Source organism: Agromyces kandeliae (assembly GCF_009674665.1).
Lineage (GTDB): Bacteria > Actinomycetota > Actinomycetes > Actinomycetales > Microbacteriaceae > Agromyces > Agromyces kandeliae.
On sequence record NZ_WKJD01000015.1, the window covers coordinates 39,199 to 61,464 of the forward strand.

Here is a 22,266-nt window from a genome sequence, read left to right on the forward strand (position 1 = left end):
GACCTTACGGTTCGCGGACGCCCGCCCGGTCGACGGGGCCACGGGCCCGGGTTCGGCCACGTTCGGGTTCCGGGCTTCGTAAGAAGTCCACCCCTGCCCGGGTGGGCGGTGGCTCCGTAGTCTCGGAGGGTGCAGGACGAAGCAGCAGGCCCGGGCATCGGAGCGGACACGGCATCGGCTGCGCCGTCGCCGTCGCCGTCGCCGTCGCCGTCGGACCGTCGCGGCGTGCTGGTCGCTGCCGCACCGTGGATCGGGCTCGGGATCGCGCTCGCCCTGATCGCCCTGGCGATGATCGTGCCGCCGCTGCTGGGGCAGAGCGTGCACATCAGGTCGTTCCCCCCACTGCACGCCGAGTGGATGCCCCGGCTCGGTCCGGGCACGCTGCCCGCCGTGCTGCTCGCGGTCGCCGCGGCCGTCTGGGGAGTGCCGCTCGCGCGGCGGCTCCGGTGGGGCGCGCTGCTCGGCGTCGTCTACGCGGTCGCCGTCGCGTGGATGGTCGCCCTCGCCACCGTCGACAGCTGGGACGGGATCGGGCAGGTCCTCGAGCACCGGTACGAGTACCTCGGCACGGCGCGCGAGGTCACCGACTTCGGCGCGACCCTGCGCGACTACGTTGCCCACATCCCCCTCGACTCGGTCGACAACTGGCCGGTGCACATCGCCGGCCACCCGCCGGGCGCCCTGCTGTTCTTCGTGGTGCTGGTCCGGCTCGGCCTCGGCGGCGGGCTCGCCGCCGGATTCGTCGTGCTCCTCGTCGGTGCGACCGCGTCGCTCGCGGTGCTGGCCCTGCTCCGCCGCCTCGGGGCAGAGGGCGCCGCGCGCCGCGCCGCGCCGTTCCTGGCCATGGGCCCCGCGGCGATCTGGTTCGCGGTCTCGGCCGACGGCATGTTCGCCGCGGTCGCGGCGTGGGGGCTCTGCACGCTCGGCTTCGCCGCGACCGCGCGCCGTCCGGCCGCGATGGCAGCCTGGAGCGTGCTCGCCGGCCTACTGCTCGGGTACTGCGTGATGATGTCGTACGGCCTGCCGATCCTCGGCATCCTCGCGCTCGCCGTGCTCGCGCTCGGACGCGACTGGCGGCCGCTCCCCATCGCGGCCGCGGCGGCGCTTGCGGTCGTGCTCGCGTTCGCGGCGTTCGGGTTCCTCTGGTGGGAGGCGTTCCCCGTGCTCGTCGAGCGCTACTGGGACGGCGTCGCGAGCCGCCGCCAGTTCACCTACTGGGTGTGGGGCAACCTCGCCGCGCTGGCGATCAGCGCGGGGCCGCTGGTCGGCGCCGCCATCGCGACCGCCGGCGCGCGCGCGGTCGGGTGGCGCTCCGAGGCGCGCCCCGAGCGCGTCGTGATCGTGCTCGCGCTCGCCGCCGCGGCGACGATCCTCGCCGCCGACCTCTCGCAGATGAGCAAGGCCGAGGTCGAGCGCATCTGGCTGCCGTTCGTCCCGTGGCTGCTCGTCGGCACGGCGCTGCTCACCGAGCGGTGGCGGCGCGTCGGCTTCGCCGGGCAGCTCGCCTTCGCGCTCCTCGTGCAGCACCTGCTCGTGACGAGCTGGTGAGGCCCGCCGCGCATCCCGTCAGCGACGCTCCTCTGCGACCGCGTTGCCGCCGTCGACCGCGATCAGCTGACCGGTGACGTACGACGCGCCGGGGCTGGCCAGCCACGCGATCGTCGATGCGACCTCGTCGGGCCGGCCGCTGCGCCCGACCGGCACGAGCAGGCCCTCCTCGGCCTCGCTCGGGAGCTGGCTCGCGGTCGCGATCCAGCCCGGCGCCACGGCGTTCGCGGTGATGCCCGAGAGCGCCTCGTCGACGGCGAGCGCACGGACGTACCCGAGCATGCCCGCCTTCGCGGTCGCGTAGCCGACGTCGCCGCGCGAGGCCATGAGCGGGCCCGACACGCTCGAGACGCAGACCACCCGCCCCCAGCCGGCCTCGCGCATGCCGGGCAGCATCGCCCGCGTCAGCAGGAACGCCGTGGTGAGGTTCATCGAGAGGCTCGCGTTCCAGTCGCCGAGCGTCATGGTCGCGTCGCCGTGCAGCATCTCGGGATCGCCGGTCGCGATCATCCCGGCGTTGTTCACGACGATGGTGGGGCGGATGCCCCCTGCCGCGAGCTCCGCGGCGAGGTCGTCCACGTGCTCCTCGAGGTCGAGGCGCGCGGTCAGCCCGACGGCGGTGACACCGAGCCGGCGGAGCTCCTCGGCCCGCTCGTGCACGCGTTCGCTCGTCGCCGTCAGCACGATGCCCGCGCCGAGCTCGCCGAGCGCCTTCGCGGTCGCGAAGCCGATGCCCTCGGGGCTGCCGGCGCCGCTCACGATCGCGACGCGTCCGTCGAGGTTCCAGGCCGCGGGAAGGGTCATGGCGTCATCCTAGGCACGGGTGCGCGACCTCCGGCAGTGGGCGCGGGCCGTTCGCGCGTCGCGTGGCGCGACCGGCTCAGTCGATCGGGACCACGCAGGACGGCGCGGTGAGCTCGAGGACGCGTCGGGTCGCGCCCGTGACGAGGTCGACCTCGACGAGCGCGTCGCCGAGCTGCGCCGCGACCGCGACCGTGCGGTCGTCGAGGTGGGCGTGGTGGCGGGGCCAGGCGGCGCCGACGGCGTGCTCGGATGCGAGGCGCGGGCGAGCGGCATCCGTCGCGTCGAAGACGCTGACGGTGTCGCGACCGCGTACGAGCGCCGTCAGCAGCCGGCCCGACGGCGCGTGGTCGAGGTGCGAGGGCTGCACGACGTCGTCGGCACGGGTCGCGGTGCGACCCACGGTCGGCGTCGAGCTCGCCGGCCGGAACGACGTCGCGTCGACCTCGAACGTGTGCAGGTCGCCGTCGAGTTCGCCGACCACGTGCAGCAGGCCGCCGCGGACGACCATGTGCCGGGGCCCGGACCCGGCCGGGACGTCGAGGGTCCGCGTGATCCGGAGGACCGGCCGGCCGCCATCGCCGCGGTCGACGGCGAACTCGTGGATCGCGTCGCCGCCGAGGTTGCTCACCACGTGGGTGCCCCAGGGCGTCGCGACGACCTCGTGCGCGTGCGGGCCCGCCTGGCGGTCCGGGACGGGTCCGCCTCCGGCCGGCAGCGGCAGCGTGACCGGCGCGCCGAGCGCCCCGGCGTCGTCGACCGGCACGGCCGTGATCGACCCCGACGTGTAGTTGGCCACGAGGACCACGCCCAGGTGCATCGCCGCCACGACGTGGCACGGGTCGGCCTCGCCGTGCTCGACGACGTCGATCGGCGTGATCGCGTCGCCGTCCAGCCGGAAGCTCGCCACGGAACCGGAGGCGTCCTCGAACACGGCGAACGCCAGGTCGCCGGATCGTGCGACGAACGACGGATTGGAGGCCGTCGCCGAGGTCACGATCCGCCAGTCCCCGTCGGCCGAGCGCTCCGCGAGGTGCACCGAGGGCGCCGGTCCGTCGGGCGTGTACGACCCGAGGAGGAATCGGCGATGGTGGGCATCGAGGCGCTCGGGCATGGATCAGACCCTAGTCGGCATCCGATCCGCCGCCTGTTCGGCCGCCGCGGCGACCGGTCGCGCGACCGGCACCAGGCGCGTGAGCTGGGTGACGTGCTTCGGCGTCAGCTCGTCGAGCGTCGCGACCTCGAGGAGCTTCATCGTGCGGACGATCTCGTTCCGCAGGATCTCGATCGTCTTGTCGACGCCGCGGCGGCCGCCGGCCATCAGGCCGTACAGGTACGCGCGGCCGACCAGGGTGAAGCGCGCGCCGAGCGCGATCGAGGCGACGATGTCGGCGCCCGACATGATGCCCGTGTCGACATGCACCTCCATGTCGCTGCCGACCTCGCGCACGACGTCGGGCAGCAGGAGGAACGGCACGGGGGCGCGGTCGAGCTGGCGTCCGCCGTGGTTGGAGAGTACGACGCCGTCGACCCCGCGGTCGGCGAGGAGCTTCGCGTCTTCAACGGTCTGCACGCCCTTGACGACGATCTTCCCCGGCCAGATGCCGCGGATGACGTCGAGGTCGTCGAACGAGATCGTCGGGTCCATCGCCGAGTCGAGGAGCTCGCCGACCGTGCCGCCGGTCGAGGACAGCGAGGCGAACTCGAGCTTCGGCGTGGTGAGGAAGTTGATCCACCACGCCGGACGGGGGATGGCGTTGACCACGGTGCCGAGCGTCAGCTGCGGCGGGATCGAGAAGCCGTTGCGCTTGTCGCGCAGGCGGGCGCCGGCGACCGGCGTGTCGACCGTGAAGAACAGCGTGTCGAAGCCGGCCGCGGCCGCGCGCTCTGCGAGGCCGTAGGAGATCTCGCGTTGCTTCATGACGTAGAGCTGGAACCAGTTGCGGCCGTTCGGGTTGGCGGCCTTCACGCCCTCGATCGAGGTCGTGCCGAGCGTCGACAGCGTGAAGGGGATGCCCGCGGCGCCCGCCGCACCGGCGCCCGCTTCCTCTCCCTCGGTCTGCATCATGCGCGTGAAGCCCGTCGGCGCGATGCCGAACGGCAGGGCGCTGGGTCCGCCGAGCACCTCGCGGCTCGTGTCGACCTCGGGCACGTTCCGCAGGATCGACGGGTGGAACTCGATGTCGAGGAACGCCTGGCGTGCCCGGGCGAGTGAGATCTCGGCCTCGGCAGAGCCCTCGGTGTAGTCGAACGGCGCCTTCGGCGTGCGGCGCTTGGCGATCGCGCGCAGGTCGCCGATCGTGAGCGCCTTCTCGAGTCGGCGGTCGGTCGGGTTCAGGGTCGGCGTCTTGAACTTCATGAGCTCGGCGAGCTCGCGGGGCTTCGGCAACTGGCGCTGGACCATGCTGGTGCTCTCTTCCTACGGGAGGTCGGGGTCGGGTGAGATCTCGGCGTAGTAGCCCGAGATGTGGTCGTTGATGCGGGTGCGCGCGGCCGTGGCATCCGCTGCCCGGATCGCGTCGAGCACGCCGCGGTGCTCGGAGCGCAGTCGCGCCGACGTGACGGCCCAGTCGGCGATGCGTCCGTGCCCGGCCAGCGCGTAGCCCTCGATGCCGCTGCGCAGGCCCGCCATGGTCGCGGTGACGACCTGGTTGCCGGATGCCTCGGCCAGGGCGAGGTGGAAGGCGGCGTCGAGCGCGAGGAACTCGGCCGGGTCGAGGGCGGGGTCGTCCATGGCGTCGAGCAGCCGCTCGGCGGACGAGAGGTCGGGGGCGGATGCCGTGGCCAGGTCGCCGGCGACGTGCGTCTCGAGGAGCAGCCGCGTCGCGACGATGTCGTCGACCGGGAAGCCGCTCGCGGCGACCTGCAGCCGCATGAGGGCGCTCATGCCGCCGCCGGGCGTGGCGATGATGATCGCGCCCGCGTTCGGCCCCGAGCCCGCGTGCGTGCGGACGAGGCCGAGCACCTCGAGCACGCGCAGCGCCTCGCGCACGCTCGACCGGCCGACGCCGAGGTCGGTCGCGAGCTGGCGCTCACCCGGCAGGCGGTCGCCCGGGGCGAGGTCGCCGTCGAGCAGCTTGCGCTCGACGTGCTCGAGCACGGCCTGCCAGGCGCGGGGCTCGATGGATCGAGCCGATGCCCCGTCGCCCATGCCATCTCCTCGCGCGCGTCCGGGCGGCGGCGCCGCCCGGATGTGTGGTCTGACCATAGAGTAGCAGATGTGGTCAGACCACAGCCGGACGTGGGGCCTTTGGTCACTGGCCGAGCCGGGCCGAGTGCGCGACGCTTGGGGCATGAGCGGATACGCCGACCCGGAACGACCGCAGGAGCGCCTGAGCGACGCCGAGCGCGAGGAGGCCGTCGGTCATCTCATGACGGCGCAGTCCGAGGGCCGCCTGACGATGGCCGAGCTCTCGGACCGATCCGCCTCGGCGCGCGCCGCCGTGACCCGCGGCGACCTCGCGCCGCTGTTCGCGGACCTGCCCGCGGCCGCACCACGACCCGCCGCCCCGACCGTGTCGGAGCCACCCCTGACCTGGGCGCCCGTCCCCGAGCCGACGGCGCCGATGGGACGACGCTCCCGAGCCCTCGGCGGTCGGGTCGGCGACACGATCATGGCGCTCTCGCCCTTCATCGCACTGCTGCTGTTCTTCGGGTTCGGCTTCTGGGTGCCGGGCGGGTTCACCTGGTCGTGGCTGTTCTTCTTCCTCATCCCGATCGCGGGCATCATCGTCTACGGCGGTGGATCGGCGAAGGAACGCGACCGCTGAACGGAGTGCTGACCGGAACCAGGGACAGGCGCGAACGCGCGGTTCCGGTCAGCCCTTCTTGGGGCGGATCCGCACGCGGTTCTGGCCCGACGTCTCGTCGAGTTCGACGACGCCGCCGCGCGACTTCAGGAAGTCGGTGAACGAGGCGAAGCCGAGTTTCCGCTCCTGGAAGGACGGGTCCATGCGGAGCATCTGGTTCTTCACCGCGCCGCTCGGCTGCCATTCCTCGTCGGACTTCGAGCGCAGCAGCTCGAGCGCCTTGAGCAGCAGCCGACCCGGGTTGCGCGTGGTGCCGGAGGGGCCCTCGTCGACCGCCTGCCCGGGCGCGACGAATCGGACCGCGGTCGTCGGAGCGGGCGGCTCGTCGGCGGGCGCGTCCGCGTCCGCGTCGGCCGGGGTGTCGGCGGATGCGCCAGCCGACGCCTTCTTCGTCGAGGCGCGCCGGCGGCGCGAGGGGGCGGCCTCCTCCTCGGGAGGCGTTCCGGCCGAATCCGCCTTCTTCGCCGGCGCCTGCCTGCCGCCGCGGCCCGAGCCGGACTGGGGCGACGACGCGCCGGCCTCGTCGTCGGCCACCGCGGCATCCGTCGCGAGCAGCGCGTCGTAGTCGGCGTACTCGTCGCACGCCGCCGTGAGGGCGCGGCTCGTGCCGCCCGCGACGCCGATGCCGACCACGTACCGGCCGAGGCGCTTGGCCTTCTGGGCGAGCGCGACGTAATCGGAGTCGCCCGCCACGATCACGATGTGCGAGAGGTCGTCGATGCGGAACATGTCCTCGACCGCGTCGACCGCGAGTCGGATGTCGGCGCCGTTCTTCGTCGCCGACAGCGGGAAGAGCTGCACGAGGTCGACCGCGCGGTCGATGAGCTGGCCACGATAGCTCGCGTTCACCGGCGTCGACCAGTCGGCGTAGGCGCGCGCGATCGCGATCGTGCCGAACGTGGCCGCGAAGTCGAGGACGGCGTCGACGTCGACCGTCGCCTCCTTCAACCGCTCGGCGGCCTTCGTGCCGGGCGAGACCGACTTGGTCCGCGAGGTGTCCTTGCGGTACTGCATGTCACCGTGCAACTGGTCGTACCGCGAGATGACGATGTTGTCGAAGTCGAAGTAGAGGGCGACGCGGGGTTCTGCCGAAGCGGGCATGGGGACCTTCCGTCGGGATGTCCCTCGATCGTATGCCCGGCGCCTGATGGTCGACGGGGAGCGCGCGGCGCGCGGCTCAGCCGGCCGCGGCCACCGCGTTGTGCAGTTCGTCGGCGTCCACGCCGAACCGGCCGAACCCGCCGCCGAGGTTCGTCATGAGCACGAAGCACACGCCGAGCGACGGCGTCACCCAGAACTCGGTGCCCGCCCAGCCGCCGTGCCCGAACGTGTCGGTCGTGAGGAGGCCCGGTGCGGAGTGCCTGAGGTTCCACGTGAAGCCCCAGTCCTGTCCACGCGAGGCGGGATAGGGCTCGAGCCTCGGCAGGCCCGCCGTGAGCGGCCGCAGCATGGCCGCGGCGGTGACCGGCGCGACGACGGCGCCGTCGTTCCGGAGCAGGGTGGTGCCGAGCGCCAGCAGGTCGGATGCCCGGCCCAGCAGCCCGGCGCCCGGATGCCGCAGCGCGGCGAAGCGCTCGTAGTCGAGCCCCTGGGCGGCGGCGTCGACGGGCGCGTGCGGCGAGGCGGCGGCGTCGAAGGTGAGGCCGGAGGCATCCGCTCGCTCGGCGACCTCGGAGACGGCGCGCTCCCATGGCGCCCCCGAGGCGTGCTCGATGAGCGTCGCGATGCCCTCGAACGCGATGGTCGAGTAGCGCGACACCGTGCCGGCGGCGAAGTCGCGCCCGGGCGCGAGGAGCGACGGGCGCAGCCCGTCGGGGGTGTCGAGCGGCGGCTCGACGATGCCCGACGTGTGACTCGCCAGGTGGCGGAGGCGCACGATGTCGTCGCGACCCGCGCCGAAGCCGGGCAGCGCGCGCTCGAGCGGCGTGTCGGGCGTGAGTCGGCCCTGCTCGACGAGACGCAGCGCCGCGAGCCCGACGATCGGCTTCGTGATCGAGAACAGCGGGTAGTGGTCGTCGACGGATGCCTCGCCGAAGGCGTCGAGCGCGACGACGCCGTCGACGTTCGCGACGCCGAGCACGGCGCTCGGCAGCGGACCGTCGGCGACGTTGCGGCGGACCCAGTCGAAGGCGTGGTCGAACTGCGGCATGTGGGCGGTTCCTCTCGTGGCGATGCGCGGGGGAGCGTGGGCGGGTCAGGTGCGGAGCACGACGTTCCGCGGATCGTCGCCGCGCAGCATCCGCTCGACCTGGTCTCGGAGGAGCCGCGCCATGCGGGGCATCATCGCGGTCGTCGCGCCGCCGACGTGCGGCGAGATCAGCACGTTCGGCAGGGCGAAGAGCGGGTGGCCCTCGGGCAGCGGCTCGGGGTCGGTGACGTCGAGCGCGAAGCGCAGGCGGCCGGACGTCGCCTCGGCGAGGATCGCGTCGGTGTCGGCGACCGCGCCGCGCGCGACGTTCACGACGAGCGCGCCGTCGGGCAGTGCGGCGAGGAAGGCGGCGTCGACGAGACGGGTCGTCTCGTCGGAGAGCGGCACGACGACGACCACGACCTCCGCGTCCGGCAGCAGCACGGGCAGTTCGTCGACCCCGTGGATCCGCCCGCGCTCGTCGTCGCGCGCCCGGCTCGCGACGCGTGTGAGCTCGACCTCGAAGCCCGCGAGGCGGTCCTCGATCGCCCGGCCGACCCCGCCGTACCCGACGAGCAGCACGCGCCGGTCGGCGAGGCTCGCGTGCCGGGCGGGCGCCCAGCGGCTCTCGTCGGCCGCGCGCACGAAGTCGGGGATGCCGCGCTGCGCCGCGATCGCGAGCCCGACCGCGAGCTCGGCCGTCGAGGTCTCGTGCACGGATGCCGCGTTCGCGAACACGTGCCCGGGCGGCAGCGCGTCGGGCACGTCGTCGTATCCGATCGACTGGGACTGCACGAGCCCGACGTCGAGCCCGTCGAGCACGCCGAGTCGTGCCGAGGCGCCCATGTATGGAGGGACCGCGATGCCGATCCGTCGGCCCGAGGCCTCCGGCGGCGGCGGACCGGCCATGTCCCACTCGACGACGTCGACGCCGTCGGGTACGCCGCCCGGGGTCCGCTCGAACGCCCGGCGAAGGGTCGCGCCGGGCACGGTGACGAGGAGGTTCGCGTGGTCGGTCATGCGTCGATCCTCCCAGCGTCGGCGTCCGGGCGCTCGGCATGCGCGGCAGCGGGCCCACGGATGGCCGCGCCGCCGCCGCTGCGCCGGCCCCGGCCCGAGGTCGGCGCCGCGCGGTCGCTACGATGGCCCGCATGGACGAATCCGACCCCGTGGGGAGCACCGACCGCGCCGCGCCGCGGGGTCGGCCGCGCCGCCGCCGCGGACCGGACGACATGCCGATCGAGGAGATGGCCGAGGCACTCAAGGAGCGGGTGTACGCGACGTTCACCGGCCTCGCGATCGTGCTCGTGCAGCACGAGAACGCCGACCACATCTCCGCCGGGCGCGCGACCCTCACGCTGTTGGTCGGCATCGTCGCGATCACCGCGGCGGGCTTCGTCGCCGACGTCATCTCGCACCTCGTCGCGCACGGCGACTTCCCGCGCGGACATGAACTCGGGCGGATGGTCCGCGTCGCCGGGTCCGCGCTGGGGTCGGCGAGCATCCCGCTCATCCTGCTGGTCCTCGCCGTGCTCGGCGTGTTCGAGCTCCAGGCGGCCCTCACGGCGGCGTCGATCGTCTACATCGTCACCCTCGCGCTGATCGGCTACGTCGCCGTGCGTCGAAGCCGACTCGCCTGGTGGGAGCAGGTCGTCGGGCTCGGCATGCTCGTCCTGCTGGGCCTGGCCGTCGTCGGCCTGCAGCAGCTCGCGCACGGGCACTGACCGATCCCGACCCGCTCAGCGCGTCGTCGGTGCGTACCGTCGCGGCGCGAACGCCGACGCGACGAGTGCGCGCATCGCCTCGAGGTCGCCGTCGACGAAGCCCTGCGCTCGCGCCTGTACCAGCACGTTGCCGATCGCCGTGGCCTCGACCGGACCCGCCAGCACCGGGATGCCGGCGCGGTCGGCCGTGCGCTGGCAGAGCAGTTCGTTGAGCGCGCCGCCGCCGACGACGTGGATGGTCTCGACGTCGACGCCCGACAGGACCGACGCGGTCCGCACGGCGCCGGCGAAGGCCTCCGCGAGGCTCTCGACGATGGAGCGTGCGAACTCCGCGCGGCTCTGCGGCACCGGCACGTCGTGCTCGACGCACCATTCGGCGATGCGTCCTGGCAGGTCGCCCGGGGCCAGGAATCGCGGATCGTTCGCGTCGAACACCGCGACCTCGCCGGTGACGGATGCCGCGGCCGCGAGCAGCCCCGGAAGCTCGACCCGTTCGCCGTCGCGCTCCCACCATCGCACCGACTCCGACAGCAGCCAGAGTCCCATCACGTTGTGCAGGAACCGGACGCGCCCGTCGACGCCGCCCTCGTTCGTGAAGTTCGCCTCGCGCGCGGCATCCGTCGTCACGGGCTGCTCGAGTTCGACGCCGACGAGCCCCCACGTGCCGCACGAGATGTAGGCCGCCGACTCGGCCCGCATCGGTACCGCGACGACCGCCGACGCGGTGTCGTGCGAGCCCACGGCGACGACGTCGATCCCCGCGGGCGCGCCCAGGTCCGTCGCGACGTCGGTGCGGAGCGCGCCGAGCGAGGTCCCCGGGTCGACGAGGGGTGCGAAGACGGATGCCGGGAGCCCGAGTCGCGCGATGAGCTCGTCGTCCCACTCGCCCGTCGCGACCTCGACCAGCCCGGTCGTGGAGGCGTTCGTGCGCTCGGCGACGCGGGTGCCCGTGAGCTGGAACCCGATGAGGTCGGGCACGAGCAGGAGCGAATCGGCGAGGTCGAGCCATCCGCCCGCCCGCTCGGCGGCGAGCTGGTAGACGGTGTTGAACGGCAGGAACTGCAGGCCGTTCCGCCGGTAGAGCTCGGCGAACGGCACGGTCGCGTGGACGGACTCGACCGCCGCCTCGTTCCGGGCGTCGCGGTAGTGGAACGGCTCGCCGAGGAGGCGCTCGCCGCGGAGCAGGCCGTAGTCGACGGCCCAGGAGTCGACGCCGATGGACGCGACGCCCGGCTCGCGACGGAAGGCGTCGGCGAGTCCCCGTGCCAGGTCGCGATAGAGCCCCGTCAGGTCCCAGTGCAGGCCCGACGCCATGCGCACCGGGCCGTTCGGGAACCGGGCGACGTGGTCGAGTTCGAGCCGCCCGGCGGCCTGGTCGACGTGCCCGACGATGACCCTGCCGCTCGTCGCGCCGAGGTCGACCGCGGCGACCGCGCCCGCGCGCCAGGTCATCGGAGGAAGGCCGCGGCCACGCCGGAGTCGACCGGGATGTGCAGGCCCGTCGTGCGGCTGAGCTCCGGGCCGGTCAGGACGTAGACGGCGTCCGCGACGTTCTCGGGGACGACCTCGCGCTTGAGGATCGTGCGCTGCGCGTAGAACTTCCCGAGGTCCTTCTCCTCCACGCCGTAGGTCGCGGCGCGGTTCGCGCCCCAGCCCGACGAGAAGATGCCGGAGCCGCGCACGACGCCGTCGGGGTTGATGCCGTTGACGCGCACGCCGTGCTCGCCGAGCTCGACCGCGAGCAGGCGCACCTGGTGGGCCTGGTCGGCCTTGGTCGCCGAGTACGCGATGTTGTTCGGGCCGGCGAACACCGAGTTCTTCGAGGAGATGTAGATGACGTCGCCGCCCATCCGCTGGGCGACCAAGGCCGCGGCGGCGGCCTTGGCGACGAGGAACGACCCCTTCGCCATGACGTCGTGCTGGAGGTCCCAGTCCTTCTCGGTCGTCTCGAGCAGCGGCTTGGAGAGCGAGAGACCGGCGTTGTTGACGACGAGGTCGATGCCGCCGAACGCGAGCACGGTCGCATCGATCGCGGCCTGCACGCCCTCGGCGTCGGCGACGTTCGCGGCGACGCCGATCGCGACGTCGGTGCCGCCGAGCTCGGCCGCGGCGGCCTGCGCCTTCTCGAGGTCGAGGTCGGCGACGACGACGCACGCGCCCTCTGCCGCGAGGCGGGTCGCGATGGCCTTGCCGATGCCCGAGGCGGCGCCGGTCACGAAGGCGATGCGGCCCTGGTGGGTCTTGGGCTTCGGCATCCGCTGGAGCTTCGCCTCCTCCAGCGCCCAGTACTCGATGCGGAACTTCTCGGCGTCGGAGATCGGCGTGTAGGTCGAGAGCGCCTCGGCGCCGCGCATGACGTTGATCGCGTTGACGTAGAACTCGCCGGCAACGCGAGCGGTCTGCTTGTTCGCGCCGTAGCTGAACATGCCGACGCCGGGAACGAGCACGATGAGCGGGTCGGCGCCGCGGATGGCGGGCGAGTCCTCGGTCGCGTGCGCGTCGTAGTACGCCTGGTAGTCGTCGCGGTACTCGGCGTGCAGCTCCTGCAGGCGGGCGAGCTGCTCCTCGACGCTCGCCGTGGCAGGCAGGTCGAGGATCATCGGCTTGACCTTGGTGCGCAGGAAGTGGTCGGGGCAGCTCGTGCCGAGGGCGGCGAGCTCGGGCGCCCGCTCGGACGCGAGGAAGTCGAGCACGACGTCGGAGTCGGTGTAGTGGCCGACCATCGGCTTGTCCGTCGAGGCGAGGCCGCGGATGGTGGGCGCGAGCGCCGCAGCGCGGGCGTGCCGCTCGGCCTCGGGCAGCGCCTCGAATCCGGCCCGCACGCCGCCGAACGGCGCTTCCGCACCGTGCTCGGAGATGTAGGCCGCGGCGGTGTCGATGATCCACAGCGAGTTCCGCTCGGACTCCTCCGACGTGTCGCCCCACGCGGTGATGCCGTGGCCGCCGAGGATGCAGCCGACCGCCTGCGGGTTCTGCGCCTTGATCTCGGCGATGTCGAGGCCCAGCTGGAAGCCGGGGCGACGCCACGGCACCCAGACGACCTTGTCGCCGAAGATCTTCGCCGTGAGCGCCTCGCCGTCGGCCGCGGTCGCGATCGCGATGCCCGAGTCGGGGTGCAGGTGGTCGACGTGCGCGGCGTCGACGAGGCCGTGCATGGCGGTGTCGATCGACGGCGCGGCGCCGCCCTTGCCGTGCAGGCAGTAGTCGAACGCGGCGACCATCTCGTCCTCGCGGTCGACGCCCGGGTAGGTGTCCACGAGCGCACGCATCCGGTCGAGGCGCAGCACCGCGAGCCCGGCCTCCTTCAGCGTGCCGAGGTCGCCGCCCGAGCCCTTCACCCAGAGCAGCTCGACGGGCTCGCCCGTGACCGGGTCGGTCTCGGTGCCCTTGGCGGACGTGTTGCCGCCGGCGTAGTTCGTGTTCTTGGGGTCGGCGCCGAGGCGGTTCGACCGCGCGATGAGGTCGGCAGCTGTGGTGGGAGCAGGCATGAGGTCTCCATTGAACGATTCTGCAAATTTACACAAAATGTAACAGGTCGCTCAGCGAATGTCGACCACGTCCCGGAACGGGGCGAGTCGCTCGTCGGTCGGGTCGAGTTCGGTCACGAGGAGGGACACCTCCTCCCAGGGGAGCGCCCGCGCCGTCGCATGGCGCCCGAGCTTCGCAGCGTCGGCCAGCACGATCGTCTCGTCCGCGTGTTCGGCGAGGACTCGCTTGACCTGGGTCTCCTCGAGGGTGGATTCGCTCGTGCCGAATTCCGGGTCGAGCGCCGCAGCACTCGTGAAGAAGCGGTCGAAGTGCAGGGACGCCGCCGTCTGGCACGCGATGGCGCCGACGAAGCTGTCGGTGCGCAGTTCGAGGCGACCGCCGATGAGCACCGCATCGACTCCGGGCCGGCCCTGCGCCGCACGCAGGTTGTCGTAGGAATTGGTCACGAGCAGGAGTTCGTGACTGGTGTCGAGCTGCCGCACGAGGGCGCCCGCGGTCGACGAGGCATCGACGGCGATCGCACCGCCGTGGGGGATCAGGTCGAGGGCCTTGCGCGCGATCTCCGCCTTCGCCGGACCCCGCGCGGCCATTCGCGCGCCGAACCCCTGGGGCACGATCGCGGCCACCGCGCCCCCTCGGACGCGCCGCACGAGGCCCTCGCGCTCCAGGTCGTCGAGGTCGCGACGCACGGTCATCGCGGAGACGCCGAGCACCTCCGCGGCGCCGTCCAGTCGGATGCTGCCTTCGGACGCGAGGATCTCGAGCAGCCGCGCTCGCCGTTCGGTGCTGAGGAGCGGTGGCATGCGAACAGGCTAGCCAGTCGTGCGGTCAGGCGCGTCCGCCGCGGTCGACGAGCCGCGTCGGCACGTATCGGGTCCCGCCGTCGGCGGGTGCTCCTTCGGCGATGCGGTCGAGCAGGATCGTGGCGGCCAGGGCGCCCAGTTCGGTCACGTCGTAGGCGACGATCCGAACGCGGCGCGGCAGGAGCTCCGACATCTCGAAGTCGTCGAAGCCGGTCACCGCCACCTCCGCGTCGCGCGGCAGGATCGCCTGCAGGGCGCCGATCGTCGCGCGGTTGTTGCCGCAGAACACCGCCGTCGGCGGGTCGGACGAGTCGAGGAGACGGTCCATCGCTTCGCGTGCGGCGGTCGGCGTGTGCAGCCCCATGACGGCCAGGTCGGGATCGGGGCGACGTCCGGCCAGTGCGAATGCCTCGAGCGCCCCGTCCCGCCGCTCCGCCATCGTGAAGATGTCCGCCGAATCGAGGAGCATCGCGATCCTCCGGTGCCCTTCGCCGAGCAGCTCGCCGACCGCAGCGCGCGCCCCGCCGCGGTTGTCGATCAGCACCGAATCGGCCGGGATCCCGTGACCGGGCCGATCGAGGAACACGACAGGGGTGCCGTGGGCGACCTCAGGAGCCAGGTACGAATGGTCGGACGAGGTCGGCACGAGGACCAGGCCGCCGACCCTGCGCTGGCAGAAGTCGAGCGCCAGCCGCCGTTCCGCGGCCGGATCCTCTTCGCTGGAGGCGATGACGACCTGATGTCCGCGCCCCACGGCCACCGACGACATCGCGGCGGCGATCTGCATGTAGACGGTGTTGGCGAGGTCGGCCGAGACGAACCCGATCGTGTCGCGCGAGCCGGAGCGGAGGCTCGCCGCCACTGCGTTGCGGTGGTAGCCGAGCCTCGCCACGGCGTCGTTCACGCGATCCGTCATCGCCCGGTCGACGTTGGGGTGATCGTTGATCACCCGCGACACCGTCTTCAGGCTCACGCCCGCAGCTGCTGCGACATCGACCATGGTCGGGCGGCCGCTGCTGCGCATGGCATCCTTTCGACCGGGTTCGCCTCAATCGTACGGAGTGGACCCGACTCCGCCGACCGCGCTCGTCACGCCTCCGGCGCGACGAGGGCTCCGTTCTCGTGCGAAGCGATTGCCGCGGCGAAGATCCGATGCGTGAGCGCCGCCTCGTCGGGGCGGACGGTGCCGAACCGATCGCCCAGCACGCCCGCGTGCTCGGCGAGGAACGCGGCCCACATCTGGAGGATCGCGTCCGAGAAGCCCCCTTCGAAGTTGGGCCCGGTCACGGTGGGCCACACGGACTGGCTACCGGAGTCGATGCGCTGCCAGCTCTGCTCGCGTCCGACGCCCGGTACGTCGACGACGGCGAACACCTGGACCTCCTTGGGGTTCTTGGTGCTGAAGCGGACGCCACCGGACATCCCGATCGCCTCGAACTCCCACGTGTTCTTCTCGCCGGGCGCGATCCGCTTGGTCGCGGTCGTCAGGGCGAACGGAACTCCCTCGTGCTCGGCGCGGCTGTGGATGACCGCGTTGTCCCAGGTGTCGCAGGGCTGGAGCACGCCGTCGGGGCCCGGTCGTTCGGTCACGATGTCCTGGAGTACGCCGAAGACGCGCTCCGGACGCCAGCCCAGGCGGAGCGGCACGTGCCACGTGTGCATGCCGAGGTCGTTCATCACCCCGGCATCGCCGCAGAACTGCTTCTGCCGCTTCCAGTTCACGGGCTTCGCGGTGTCGAGGTCGCTCGCGTGGAGGAACGTGCACTTCGCCTCGATGAGTCGCCCCAGTGCCCCGGAGCGGACGTAGTCGATCGCCCACTGCGCGCCGGGGAAGAACGGCATCTCGCTGGAGACCCTCACGAACGACCCCGGGGTCTCCTCGATGGCGGTGAGGATGGCGTCCGCGGCCGCACGGTCGATGCCGAAGGGCTTCTCCGCGAGGAGCGCCTTGCCCGCACGGATCGTGTCCACGTACAGCTCCTCGTGGAGGTCGTGCCGAACGGCGATGTAGACCACGTCGATGTCGGGGTCGGCGAGCAGTTCCCGGTGATCGGTCGTCGTGAGGCGCACCGTGTCGATGTTCGCGAACCACTCGAGCGCGGTCGGATTGATGTCGCAGACCGCGACGAGCCGGGGCGTCACGGGGTGGTCGACGAGTGCGGGCCAGCGGCGGAGGGCGGCCGCGATCTCGCGGCCCATCAGGCCGCCTCCGATGATGGCGACGTTGACCGTCCGCGCGCTCACCTCGTCCCTCCGATCAGGCCGAGCGCATCGTCGACGCTCGCCTCGTCGTGCACGACGGCCATGAGTGCTGCAGTGATCCCGGCCGGGTCGGGATGCTGGATCACGTTCCGGCCGTAGACGATCCCTCGGGCGCCCTGCTCGAGCACGGCTCGTGTCCGCTCCAGCAGGGTGCGGTCGTCCACGCGGCCTCCGCCGCGCACGAGAACGGGCGTCGGGCCGGCGGCCTGCACCACCAGGTGGTAGTCACCGATGTCGTCCGTCGGGTCGGCCTTGATCAGGTCTGCGCCGAGCTCGCGGGCCTGACGCACGAGCGTCACGATCTTGGCGGTGTCGCCGTCGACCGCGTATCCGCCCGCTCCGGGCTTCGTCTGCATCACGAGCGGCTCGATCATGAGTGGCATCCCATAGCGCTCCGCGTCCCGGCGCAGGGCCAGGATGGATCGGATGCACTGCTCTCGCACCTCCGGATGCCCCGGGAGGTCGAGGAGGTTCACGCAGACGGCCACCGCATCGAGCCGCACCGCCACCTCGATCGCATCCGGCACGTGGATCGAGTGCAGCGGCGACTCGAGCGGATCGTTGTAGACGTTCGCGACGTCGGTGCGCATCACGAGGCGGGGCTTGTCCGGGCCGGGAGCGGACTGGAGCAACGGGGCCTGCCCGAGGGTCAGCTGGATGGCGTCCGGACCGGCCTCGATGAGGGTGGCGACCGTCGCCGCCATGTCCTCGATGCCGGAGATGAACGAGTGCTCGTGGAACAGGCCATGATCGACGGCGACGTCGAGGGCCCGCCCGGATCGAGCGTTGAAGAGGCGGTTGAGGCGGTACTTCGTCATGGAAGTCGGTCTCCGAACGGTCGAGGTCGAGGTGCTTCACTGCATCGGCGACCAGTATGCGAAGCCGAGACAACGTTGTCAACCGGCCGCTACGCTGAGGAACGAGGGTCGACCGGCGAGCCTTCGAGAGGGATGACCATGGCGGGGGAGATCTACGGGGTTCCGATCGAGGACGCCTGGCGCCGGGTCGGGTCACGAGAGCAACTGGTCTCCATCGAGTCGTCGACGCGCGCCGACGGACCCGATGCGGGAACGCGCCGAATCCGGATGGTGAACGCCGATCTCGAGGTCGACGTGCTTCCCGACCGCGGGCTCGACATCGGCCAGGTGCGCGTTGCGGGAGTGCCGCTCGCCTGGGTCTCGCCGACGGGATTCCGTCCCGGAACGGTGTCCGATCCGAGTGGCTGGATGCGCGCCTTCGGCGGCGGACTGCTCACCACGTGCGGGCTGCTCAGTTACGGCGCCCCGTCGGAGGACGAGGGCGAGCGGCACCCGCTGCACGGCACCTATTCGTCCCTGCAGGCGCGCGTCGTGCGAACGGACGTCGTCGACGGCGAGCTCGTCGTCGAGGGCCTGGTGCGCGAGGTCCGCGTGTTCGGCGAGCACCTCGAACTGCGCCGGCGCATCTCGTCGCCCATCGGCTCGCGCGCGATCCGCATCGACGACCGACTCGTCAACGCGGGATCCCGTGCGGTCGAGCCGATGGTGCTCTACCACGTGAACCTCGGGTGGCCCCTCGTCGACGAGGGCACCGAGCTGCGGACCCCGGGAGGTCTGGTCGAGGCTCGCGACGAGGCTGCCGAACGTGGCCTGCAGTCCTGGTCGCGGTTCCCCGCGTCGGCGAGGGCCTTCCCGGAGCAGGTGTTCCGGCATGAGCTTCCGCCGTCGACGCCCACGGCGATCGAGGTCGTGGCGGCGCGCGGGCTCGCTGTGCGGATCGCGTTCGACACCTCCGTCCTGCCCGCCCTGTTCCAGTGGCGGGTGGCCGAGGAGAACGGCCACGTCGTCCTCGGCGTCGAGCCGGCGACCGCTCCGACGATCCTCGGAAGGGCCGATGCCCGCGCGCGTGGGATGCTTCGGCCGCTCGCTCCCGGAGCGGAGCTCTCGCTCGGACTCGGACTCGAGGTCGTCGTCCCCCGCTGAGCGCCACCTCCGGCCGCACACGCGGCCGACGCCTTCGATAACGAACTGATCACAGCCTTGACAACGTTGTCGAAGGCGCGCAGGATATGTCGTATCCCGGTCCTCGATCCTTGAGGACTCAACGATGACAACGCTGTCGAGGTATTCATGGACCACGAGCAGACGTCGTCCGGATCCTCGGACGTCGTGCCCACGTCATCCGCTCGTCACGCGCGGATCACCGACGTCGCGAAACTCGCGGGCGTGAGCATGAAGACGGTCTCTCGCGTCGTGAACGGCGAAGCCGGCGTACTCCCCGGCACCCGCGACCGCGTGCTCGCCGCAGTGGCCGAACTCGGATTCGTCCCGGACAGCCGCGCTCGCTCGCTGAAGCGCGGCGGAACCGACACGATCGGGATCCTCATCGACGCGATCTCCGACCCGTTCTTCGCTGCACTGGTCAGCGTCGTCGAGGAACTCGCCCTCGAGCGCGGCCTGAGCGTCCTGTTCGCGAGCACGGGATACGACGGTCGACGCGAACGCGAGCAACTGGCTCGGCTCACCGGGGATCGGCTGCGTGGACTCATCCTCGCGCCCGTCGACGTCACCACTCCGGAGCTCACGGCGCTGCGACGTCGGTTCCCCGTCGTGTGCGTCGACCGAGCGCGCGAGGGGATCGATTCGGTCGTGGTCGACGACTTCGGCGCAACCGTCCAGGCGGTGCGCGCATTCGTCGCCCACGGGCATCGTCGCATCGCGTTCATCGGCGAGCACACGCCGTACCCCACCGTGGCGACGCGCCTCGAGGGATACCGAGCCGCCCTCGACGAGGCCGGGATCACGTTCGACCAGTCGCTCGTCGTCGAGCAGGGACGCCATCGCGAGGAGCGATCGCTCACGGAGCTCCTCCGCCGGCCGGACGCGCCCACCGCCGTCTTCAGCGCCACGAGCCCCGCGACGATCGCGGTGATCAACACCATCAGCGCCGAGCACCTCCGCATGCCCGCGCTGATCTCGTTCGGCGACTTCGAGTTCGCCGATGTGTTCACGCCCGGGATCACCTGCGTCGACCAGGACCCGCGGCTCATCGGCCAGGCCACGTTCCGCCGACTCCTCGATCTCGTCGACGACGCCGCGGCCGAACCCGAGCACGTCGTCGTCCCCACGCATCTCATCACCCGCGGCTCCGGAGAGCTCGCGCCCGACGATGACCTTCCCGCGCCGATCGGAGCACTGCGATGATCCCCGTCCTGCTGCCTCCCAACCCCGTGCAGCACTTCTACCGGGGCGGCGATCGCATCGCCGCACTCCGCGGCATCGAGCAGCTGACCGACCACCAACCCGAGGAGTGGCTGGGCGCCACCGTGTCGCGCTTCGACGACGCGTCCACCGGGCCCGCGGTGACCGAGGGCGGCATCGTGCTTCGCGACCTCGTCTCGGCCGACCCGGAGTCCTGGATCGGCCCGGTGCCGGGGCGCGACCGCGGCGACGTCGGCATCCTGGTCAAGCTGCTCGACGCGCGCCAGCGCCTCCCGGTCCACGTGCACCCGCCGCGCGATTTCGCCGCGCGTCACCTCGACTGCCCGTACGGGAAGACCGAGGCGTGGTACGTGCTCGACGCCGACGCCGACTGCGCCGTCTACGTCGGCTGGAACACCGACCTGGATCGCGACGAGCTCGACCGCCGACGGGACGCCCAGGACAGCGAGTGGATGCTCGCGCACATGAATCGCCTCGTCGTGCGGGAGGGCACCGGCGTGCTCGTGCCGGCGGGCACTGCGCACGCGATCGACGGCGGCATCTTCGTCGCCGAGGTGCAGGAGCCCACGGACTTCTCGATCCTGCTGGAGTGGTCGGTCACGACATCGACGCGCGAGGAGTCGCATCTCGACCTCGGGTTCGACACGGTGATGCCGGCGGTCTCCACCGCACGTCTGTCACCGGACGGGCTCGCCGGTCTCACCAGCGAGGTCGGTGCCCGACCGGGTGGCGCCGAGTTCCGATCCCTCCTCCCCGTCGCCGCCGACCCGTACTTCCGACTGTCGGATGCGACCGTCCGCAGCGCCGCGACCAGTGTCCGGCCGGCGGGCTTCGCCGTCGTACTCGTGACCGAGGGAAGCGGCGAGCTCGTCGGAGCCGGGGGCCGAATCCCGGTCGCGAAGGGCGAGGCGTTCGCGGTTCCGCACGCGTTCGGCGACTGGCGCCTGGTGGGCGACGGGTCCGTGCTGGTGGGCGAGCCGGGTGCCGGTTGGCCCGGAACGCTCGGCGACGGAGGCATCGCATGAACGCCTACGTGGTCGGCGTCGACATGGGCTCGACGAGCATCAAGATGCTCGTCGCGACTCCGGACGGGCGACAGGTGCTCGTACTGAGCCGTCGTTCGCCGTGGACGAACCTCGACCACGGACGCACCGAGATGCCGCCCGCTCGCGCGATCGACGTGATCCGTGAACTCGCCGCGGAGGCGGATGCCGAGCTCGGCGGGGACGGCGCCTACCGTATCCTCTCGCTCGGCGTGTCCGGCATGGCCGAGGCCGGCGTGCTCCTGGATGCCGAAGGCAGGGCCGAGGCGCCGATCATGGCGTGGTTCGATCCGCGCGGCGCAGAGCAGATCGAGCGCACCCCCACCGAGTTCCGCGAGGAGTTCCTCGGTCGCACCGGGCTCCCGGTCGGCCCGCTCGCCTCGATCTCGAAGATCCTCTACCTGCGTGACAGCGGCATCGAGCTCGCCGGACGCACGTTCCTCAACGTGCCGGAGTTCGTCGTGCACTCCCTCGGTGGACCGCGCGTCGCGGAGTACTCCCTCGTCTCGCGCACCGGGCTGCTGGACCAGGACGACAGCACGCCGTGGGCGGCGGCGTTCGACGTGATCGGCGCCGACGAGAGACTGCTCGCCGAGCGGATCGGCGCGGGCACCCCGCTCGAGTCGCTCACCGACCAGGCTATGCCCGCCGCGTTCCGCGGAGCAGTCCTCACCGTCGCCGGGCACGACCACCTCGTCTCCGCGGTGGCCGCCGGAGCCACGCACAGCGGCCAGCTCTACGACTCGATGGGCACGGCCGAGGCGCTCGTCCGAGTGCTCGACCACACCCTGCCGTTCGAAGCCCGTGAGCGCCTGGCGCTCGCCGGCATCAACACCGTGCGACACGTCCTGCCGGGCAAGTACGTGCTGCTCGCGGGCACGAAGGCGGGGCTGATCATGCGGCGCGTGCTGCAACTGCTCGGCATCTCCGACCTCGCCGGCCGTACGCGCCTCGACGAGGAGGTCATGGCGATTCCCGTGCTGGGCACGCTCGCGGTCGGGGGCATCAGCGTCGACGGTGCGCGCAACGACGACGGGGTGCTGAAGATCGTCGCCAACAGCGATGGGCTGGGGCCCGCCGAACTCTTCGCCTCGGTGCTCCTGCACGGCAACGACGTGTGCGCCGAGCTCATGGGAGTCATGGATCGCGAGGTTCCGCCGCCGACGTCGACCATCCTGACCGGTGGTTGGTCGGGCATGGCGAGCGTCGTGCGCGCTCGTGAGCTGATCCTGCCGGCGGTCACGGTCGCGCCGCACGTCGAAGGCACCGCGTACGGTGCCGCACTGTTCGCCGCCTTCGCGATCGCTGGCGGCTCCGAAACGTTCGAGGAAGCCGCCGCGGCATTCCTCGCCGGCCAATCCGGCCACTCCACGACAACAGGAAGGGGAGCTGACCAATGAGTATCGCTTCTTCGGTTCCGGTGCTGCAGGCGCGGGGGCTTTCGCGTCAGTTCGGGCAT

Annotated in this window: 20 protein-coding genes; 7 read left to right on the forward strand and 13 right to left on the reverse strand. The window is 72.1% G+C overall.

Going from position 1 to position 22,266, the window contains the following annotated elements; genetic code table 11:
- The first annotated feature begins 129 nt into the window (after nt 1-129).
- Entirely contained in the window at nt 130-1,548 is a 1,419-nt protein-coding gene (locus GJR97_RS10060; protein WP_229276213.1) for a hypothetical protein, read from the forward strand.
- 18 nt (nt 1,549-1,566) lie between these two features.
- Here the strand turns inward: GJR97_RS10060 and GJR97_RS10065 are convergent, their stop codons facing one another.
- From GJR97_RS10065 to GJR97_RS10080, 4 genes are all read right to left on the reverse strand, one after another.
- Complete coding sequence (locus GJR97_RS10065; RefSeq protein WP_154346365.1) at nt 1,567-2,352, reverse strand: SDR family NAD(P)-dependent oxidoreductase; 786 nt, start codon at nt 2,350-2,352, stop codon at nt 1,567-1,569.
- Nucleotides 2,353-2,428: 76 nt separating this feature from the next.
- Nucleotides 2,429-3,463, reverse strand: a complete 1,035-nt coding sequence (locus tag GJR97_RS10070; RefSeq protein WP_154346366.1) for a lactonase family protein — start codon at nt 3,461-3,463, stop codon at nt 2,429-2,431.
- Between the two features lie 3 nt (nt 3,464-3,466).
- Entirely contained in the window at nt 3,467-4,753 is a 1,287-nt protein-coding gene (locus GJR97_RS10075) for an alpha-hydroxy acid oxidase (protein WP_154346367.1), read from the reverse strand.
- 15 nt (nt 4,754-4,768) lie between these two features.
- A complete protein-coding gene (locus tag GJR97_RS10080; RefSeq protein ID WP_154346368.1) occupies nt 4,769-5,500 on the reverse strand; it encodes a FadR/GntR family transcriptional regulator in 732 nt (243 codons plus the stop codon).
- 142 nt (nt 5,501-5,642) lie between these two features.
- Between GJR97_RS10080 and GJR97_RS10085 the strand changes: the two genes are divergently transcribed.
- Nucleotides 5,643-6,119 carry a DUF1707 SHOCT-like domain-containing protein gene (locus tag GJR97_RS10085; RefSeq protein WP_195760664.1) on the forward strand — a complete coding sequence of 159 codons (477 nt, stop codon included), beginning with the start codon at nt 5,643-5,645 and terminating at the stop codon, nt 6,117-6,119.
- A 48-nt stretch (nt 6,120-6,167) separates the two neighbouring features.
- On the opposite strand, the gene GJR97_RS10090 is transcribed toward GJR97_RS10085, so the two are convergent.
- The 3 genes from GJR97_RS10090 to GJR97_RS10100 form a co-directional block, all read right to left on the reverse strand.
- Entirely contained in the window at nt 6,168-7,259 is a 1,092-nt protein-coding gene (locus GJR97_RS10090) for an NYN domain-containing protein (RefSeq protein WP_154346370.1), read from the reverse strand.
- Between the two features lie 76 nt (nt 7,260-7,335).
- Nucleotides 7,336-8,307 carry a serine hydrolase domain-containing protein gene (locus tag GJR97_RS10095; protein ID WP_154346371.1) on the reverse strand — a complete coding sequence of 324 codons (972 nt, stop codon included), beginning with the start codon at nt 8,305-8,307 and terminating at the stop codon, nt 7,336-7,338.
- Nucleotides 8,308-8,352: 45 nt separating this feature from the next.
- On the reverse strand, nt 8,353-9,306 hold the full coding sequence (locus tag GJR97_RS10100) for a 2-hydroxyacid dehydrogenase (protein WP_154346372.1): 954 nt from the start codon (nt 9,304-9,306) through the stop codon (nt 8,353-8,355).
- Between the two features lie 131 nt (nt 9,307-9,437).
- Here GJR97_RS10100 and GJR97_RS10105 point away from each other — a divergent pair, with 131 nt between their 5' ends.
- A complete protein-coding gene (locus GJR97_RS10105) occupies nt 9,438-10,010 on the forward strand; it encodes a hypothetical protein (RefSeq protein WP_154346373.1) in 573 nt (190 codons plus the stop codon).
- A gap of 15 nt (nt 10,011-10,025) precedes the next feature.
- On the opposite strand, the gene GJR97_RS10110 is transcribed toward GJR97_RS10105, so the two are convergent.
- The 6 genes from GJR97_RS10110 to GJR97_RS10135 all read right to left on the reverse strand — a co-directional run bounded on the left by GJR97_RS10110 (nt 10,026) and on the right by GJR97_RS10135 (nt 17,382).
- Complete coding sequence (locus tag GJR97_RS10110) at nt 10,026-11,462, reverse strand: rhamnulokinase (protein ID WP_154346374.1); 1,437 nt, start codon at nt 11,460-11,462, stop codon at nt 10,026-10,028.
- Complete coding sequence (locus tag GJR97_RS10115) at nt 11,459-13,498, reverse strand: bifunctional aldolase/short-chain dehydrogenase (RefSeq protein ID WP_154346375.1); 2,040 nt, start codon at nt 13,496-13,498, stop codon at nt 11,459-11,461. Before GJR97_RS10115 ends, GJR97_RS10110 begins: the two co-directional genes overlap by 4 nt.
- A gap of 51 nt (nt 13,499-13,549) precedes the next feature.
- A complete protein-coding gene (locus GJR97_RS10120; RefSeq protein ID WP_154346376.1) occupies nt 13,550-14,302 on the reverse strand; it encodes a DeoR/GlpR family DNA-binding transcription regulator in 753 nt (250 codons plus the stop codon).
- A 25-nt stretch (nt 14,303-14,327) separates the two neighbouring features.
- Entirely contained in the window at nt 14,328-15,326 is a 999-nt protein-coding gene (locus GJR97_RS10125; RefSeq protein WP_154346377.1) for a LacI family DNA-binding transcriptional regulator, read from the reverse strand.
- A gap of 65 nt (nt 15,327-15,391) precedes the next feature.
- Nucleotides 15,392-16,546: a Gfo/Idh/MocA family protein gene (locus GJR97_RS10130; RefSeq protein WP_324613377.1), complete on the reverse strand. Its 1,155-nt coding sequence runs from the start codon at nt 16,544-16,546 to the stop codon at nt 15,392-15,394.
- Nucleotides 16,543-17,382, reverse strand: a complete 840-nt coding sequence (locus GJR97_RS10135) for a class I fructose-bisphosphate aldolase (RefSeq protein WP_154346378.1) — start codon at nt 17,380-17,382, stop codon at nt 16,543-16,545. Before GJR97_RS10135 ends, GJR97_RS10130 begins: the two co-directional genes overlap by 4 nt.
- 138 nt (nt 17,383-17,520) lie before the next feature.
- On the opposite strand from GJR97_RS10135, the gene GJR97_RS10140 reads away from it, so the two are divergent.
- From GJR97_RS10140 to GJR97_RS10155, 4 genes are all read left to right on the forward strand, one after another.
- Complete coding sequence (locus GJR97_RS10140; protein WP_195760665.1) at nt 17,521-18,525, forward strand: aldose 1-epimerase family protein; 1,005 nt, start codon at nt 17,521-17,523, stop codon at nt 18,523-18,525.
- Nucleotides 18,526-18,672: 147 nt separating this feature from the next.
- A complete protein-coding gene (locus tag GJR97_RS10145; protein ID WP_154346380.1) occupies nt 18,673-19,746 on the forward strand; it encodes a LacI family DNA-binding transcriptional regulator in 1,074 nt (357 codons plus the stop codon).
- A complete protein-coding gene (locus GJR97_RS10150; protein ID WP_154346381.1) occupies nt 19,743-20,789 on the forward strand; it encodes a class I mannose-6-phosphate isomerase in 1,047 nt (348 codons plus the stop codon). Before GJR97_RS10145 ends, GJR97_RS10150 begins: the two co-directional genes overlap by 4 nt.
- Entirely contained in the window at nt 20,786-22,207 is a 1,422-nt protein-coding gene (locus GJR97_RS10155) for an FGGY-family carbohydrate kinase (RefSeq protein WP_154346382.1), read from the forward strand. The genes GJR97_RS10150 and GJR97_RS10155 overlap by 4 nt, the downstream gene beginning before the upstream one ends.
- The last annotated feature ends 59 nt before the right edge of the window (nt 22,208-22,266 follow it).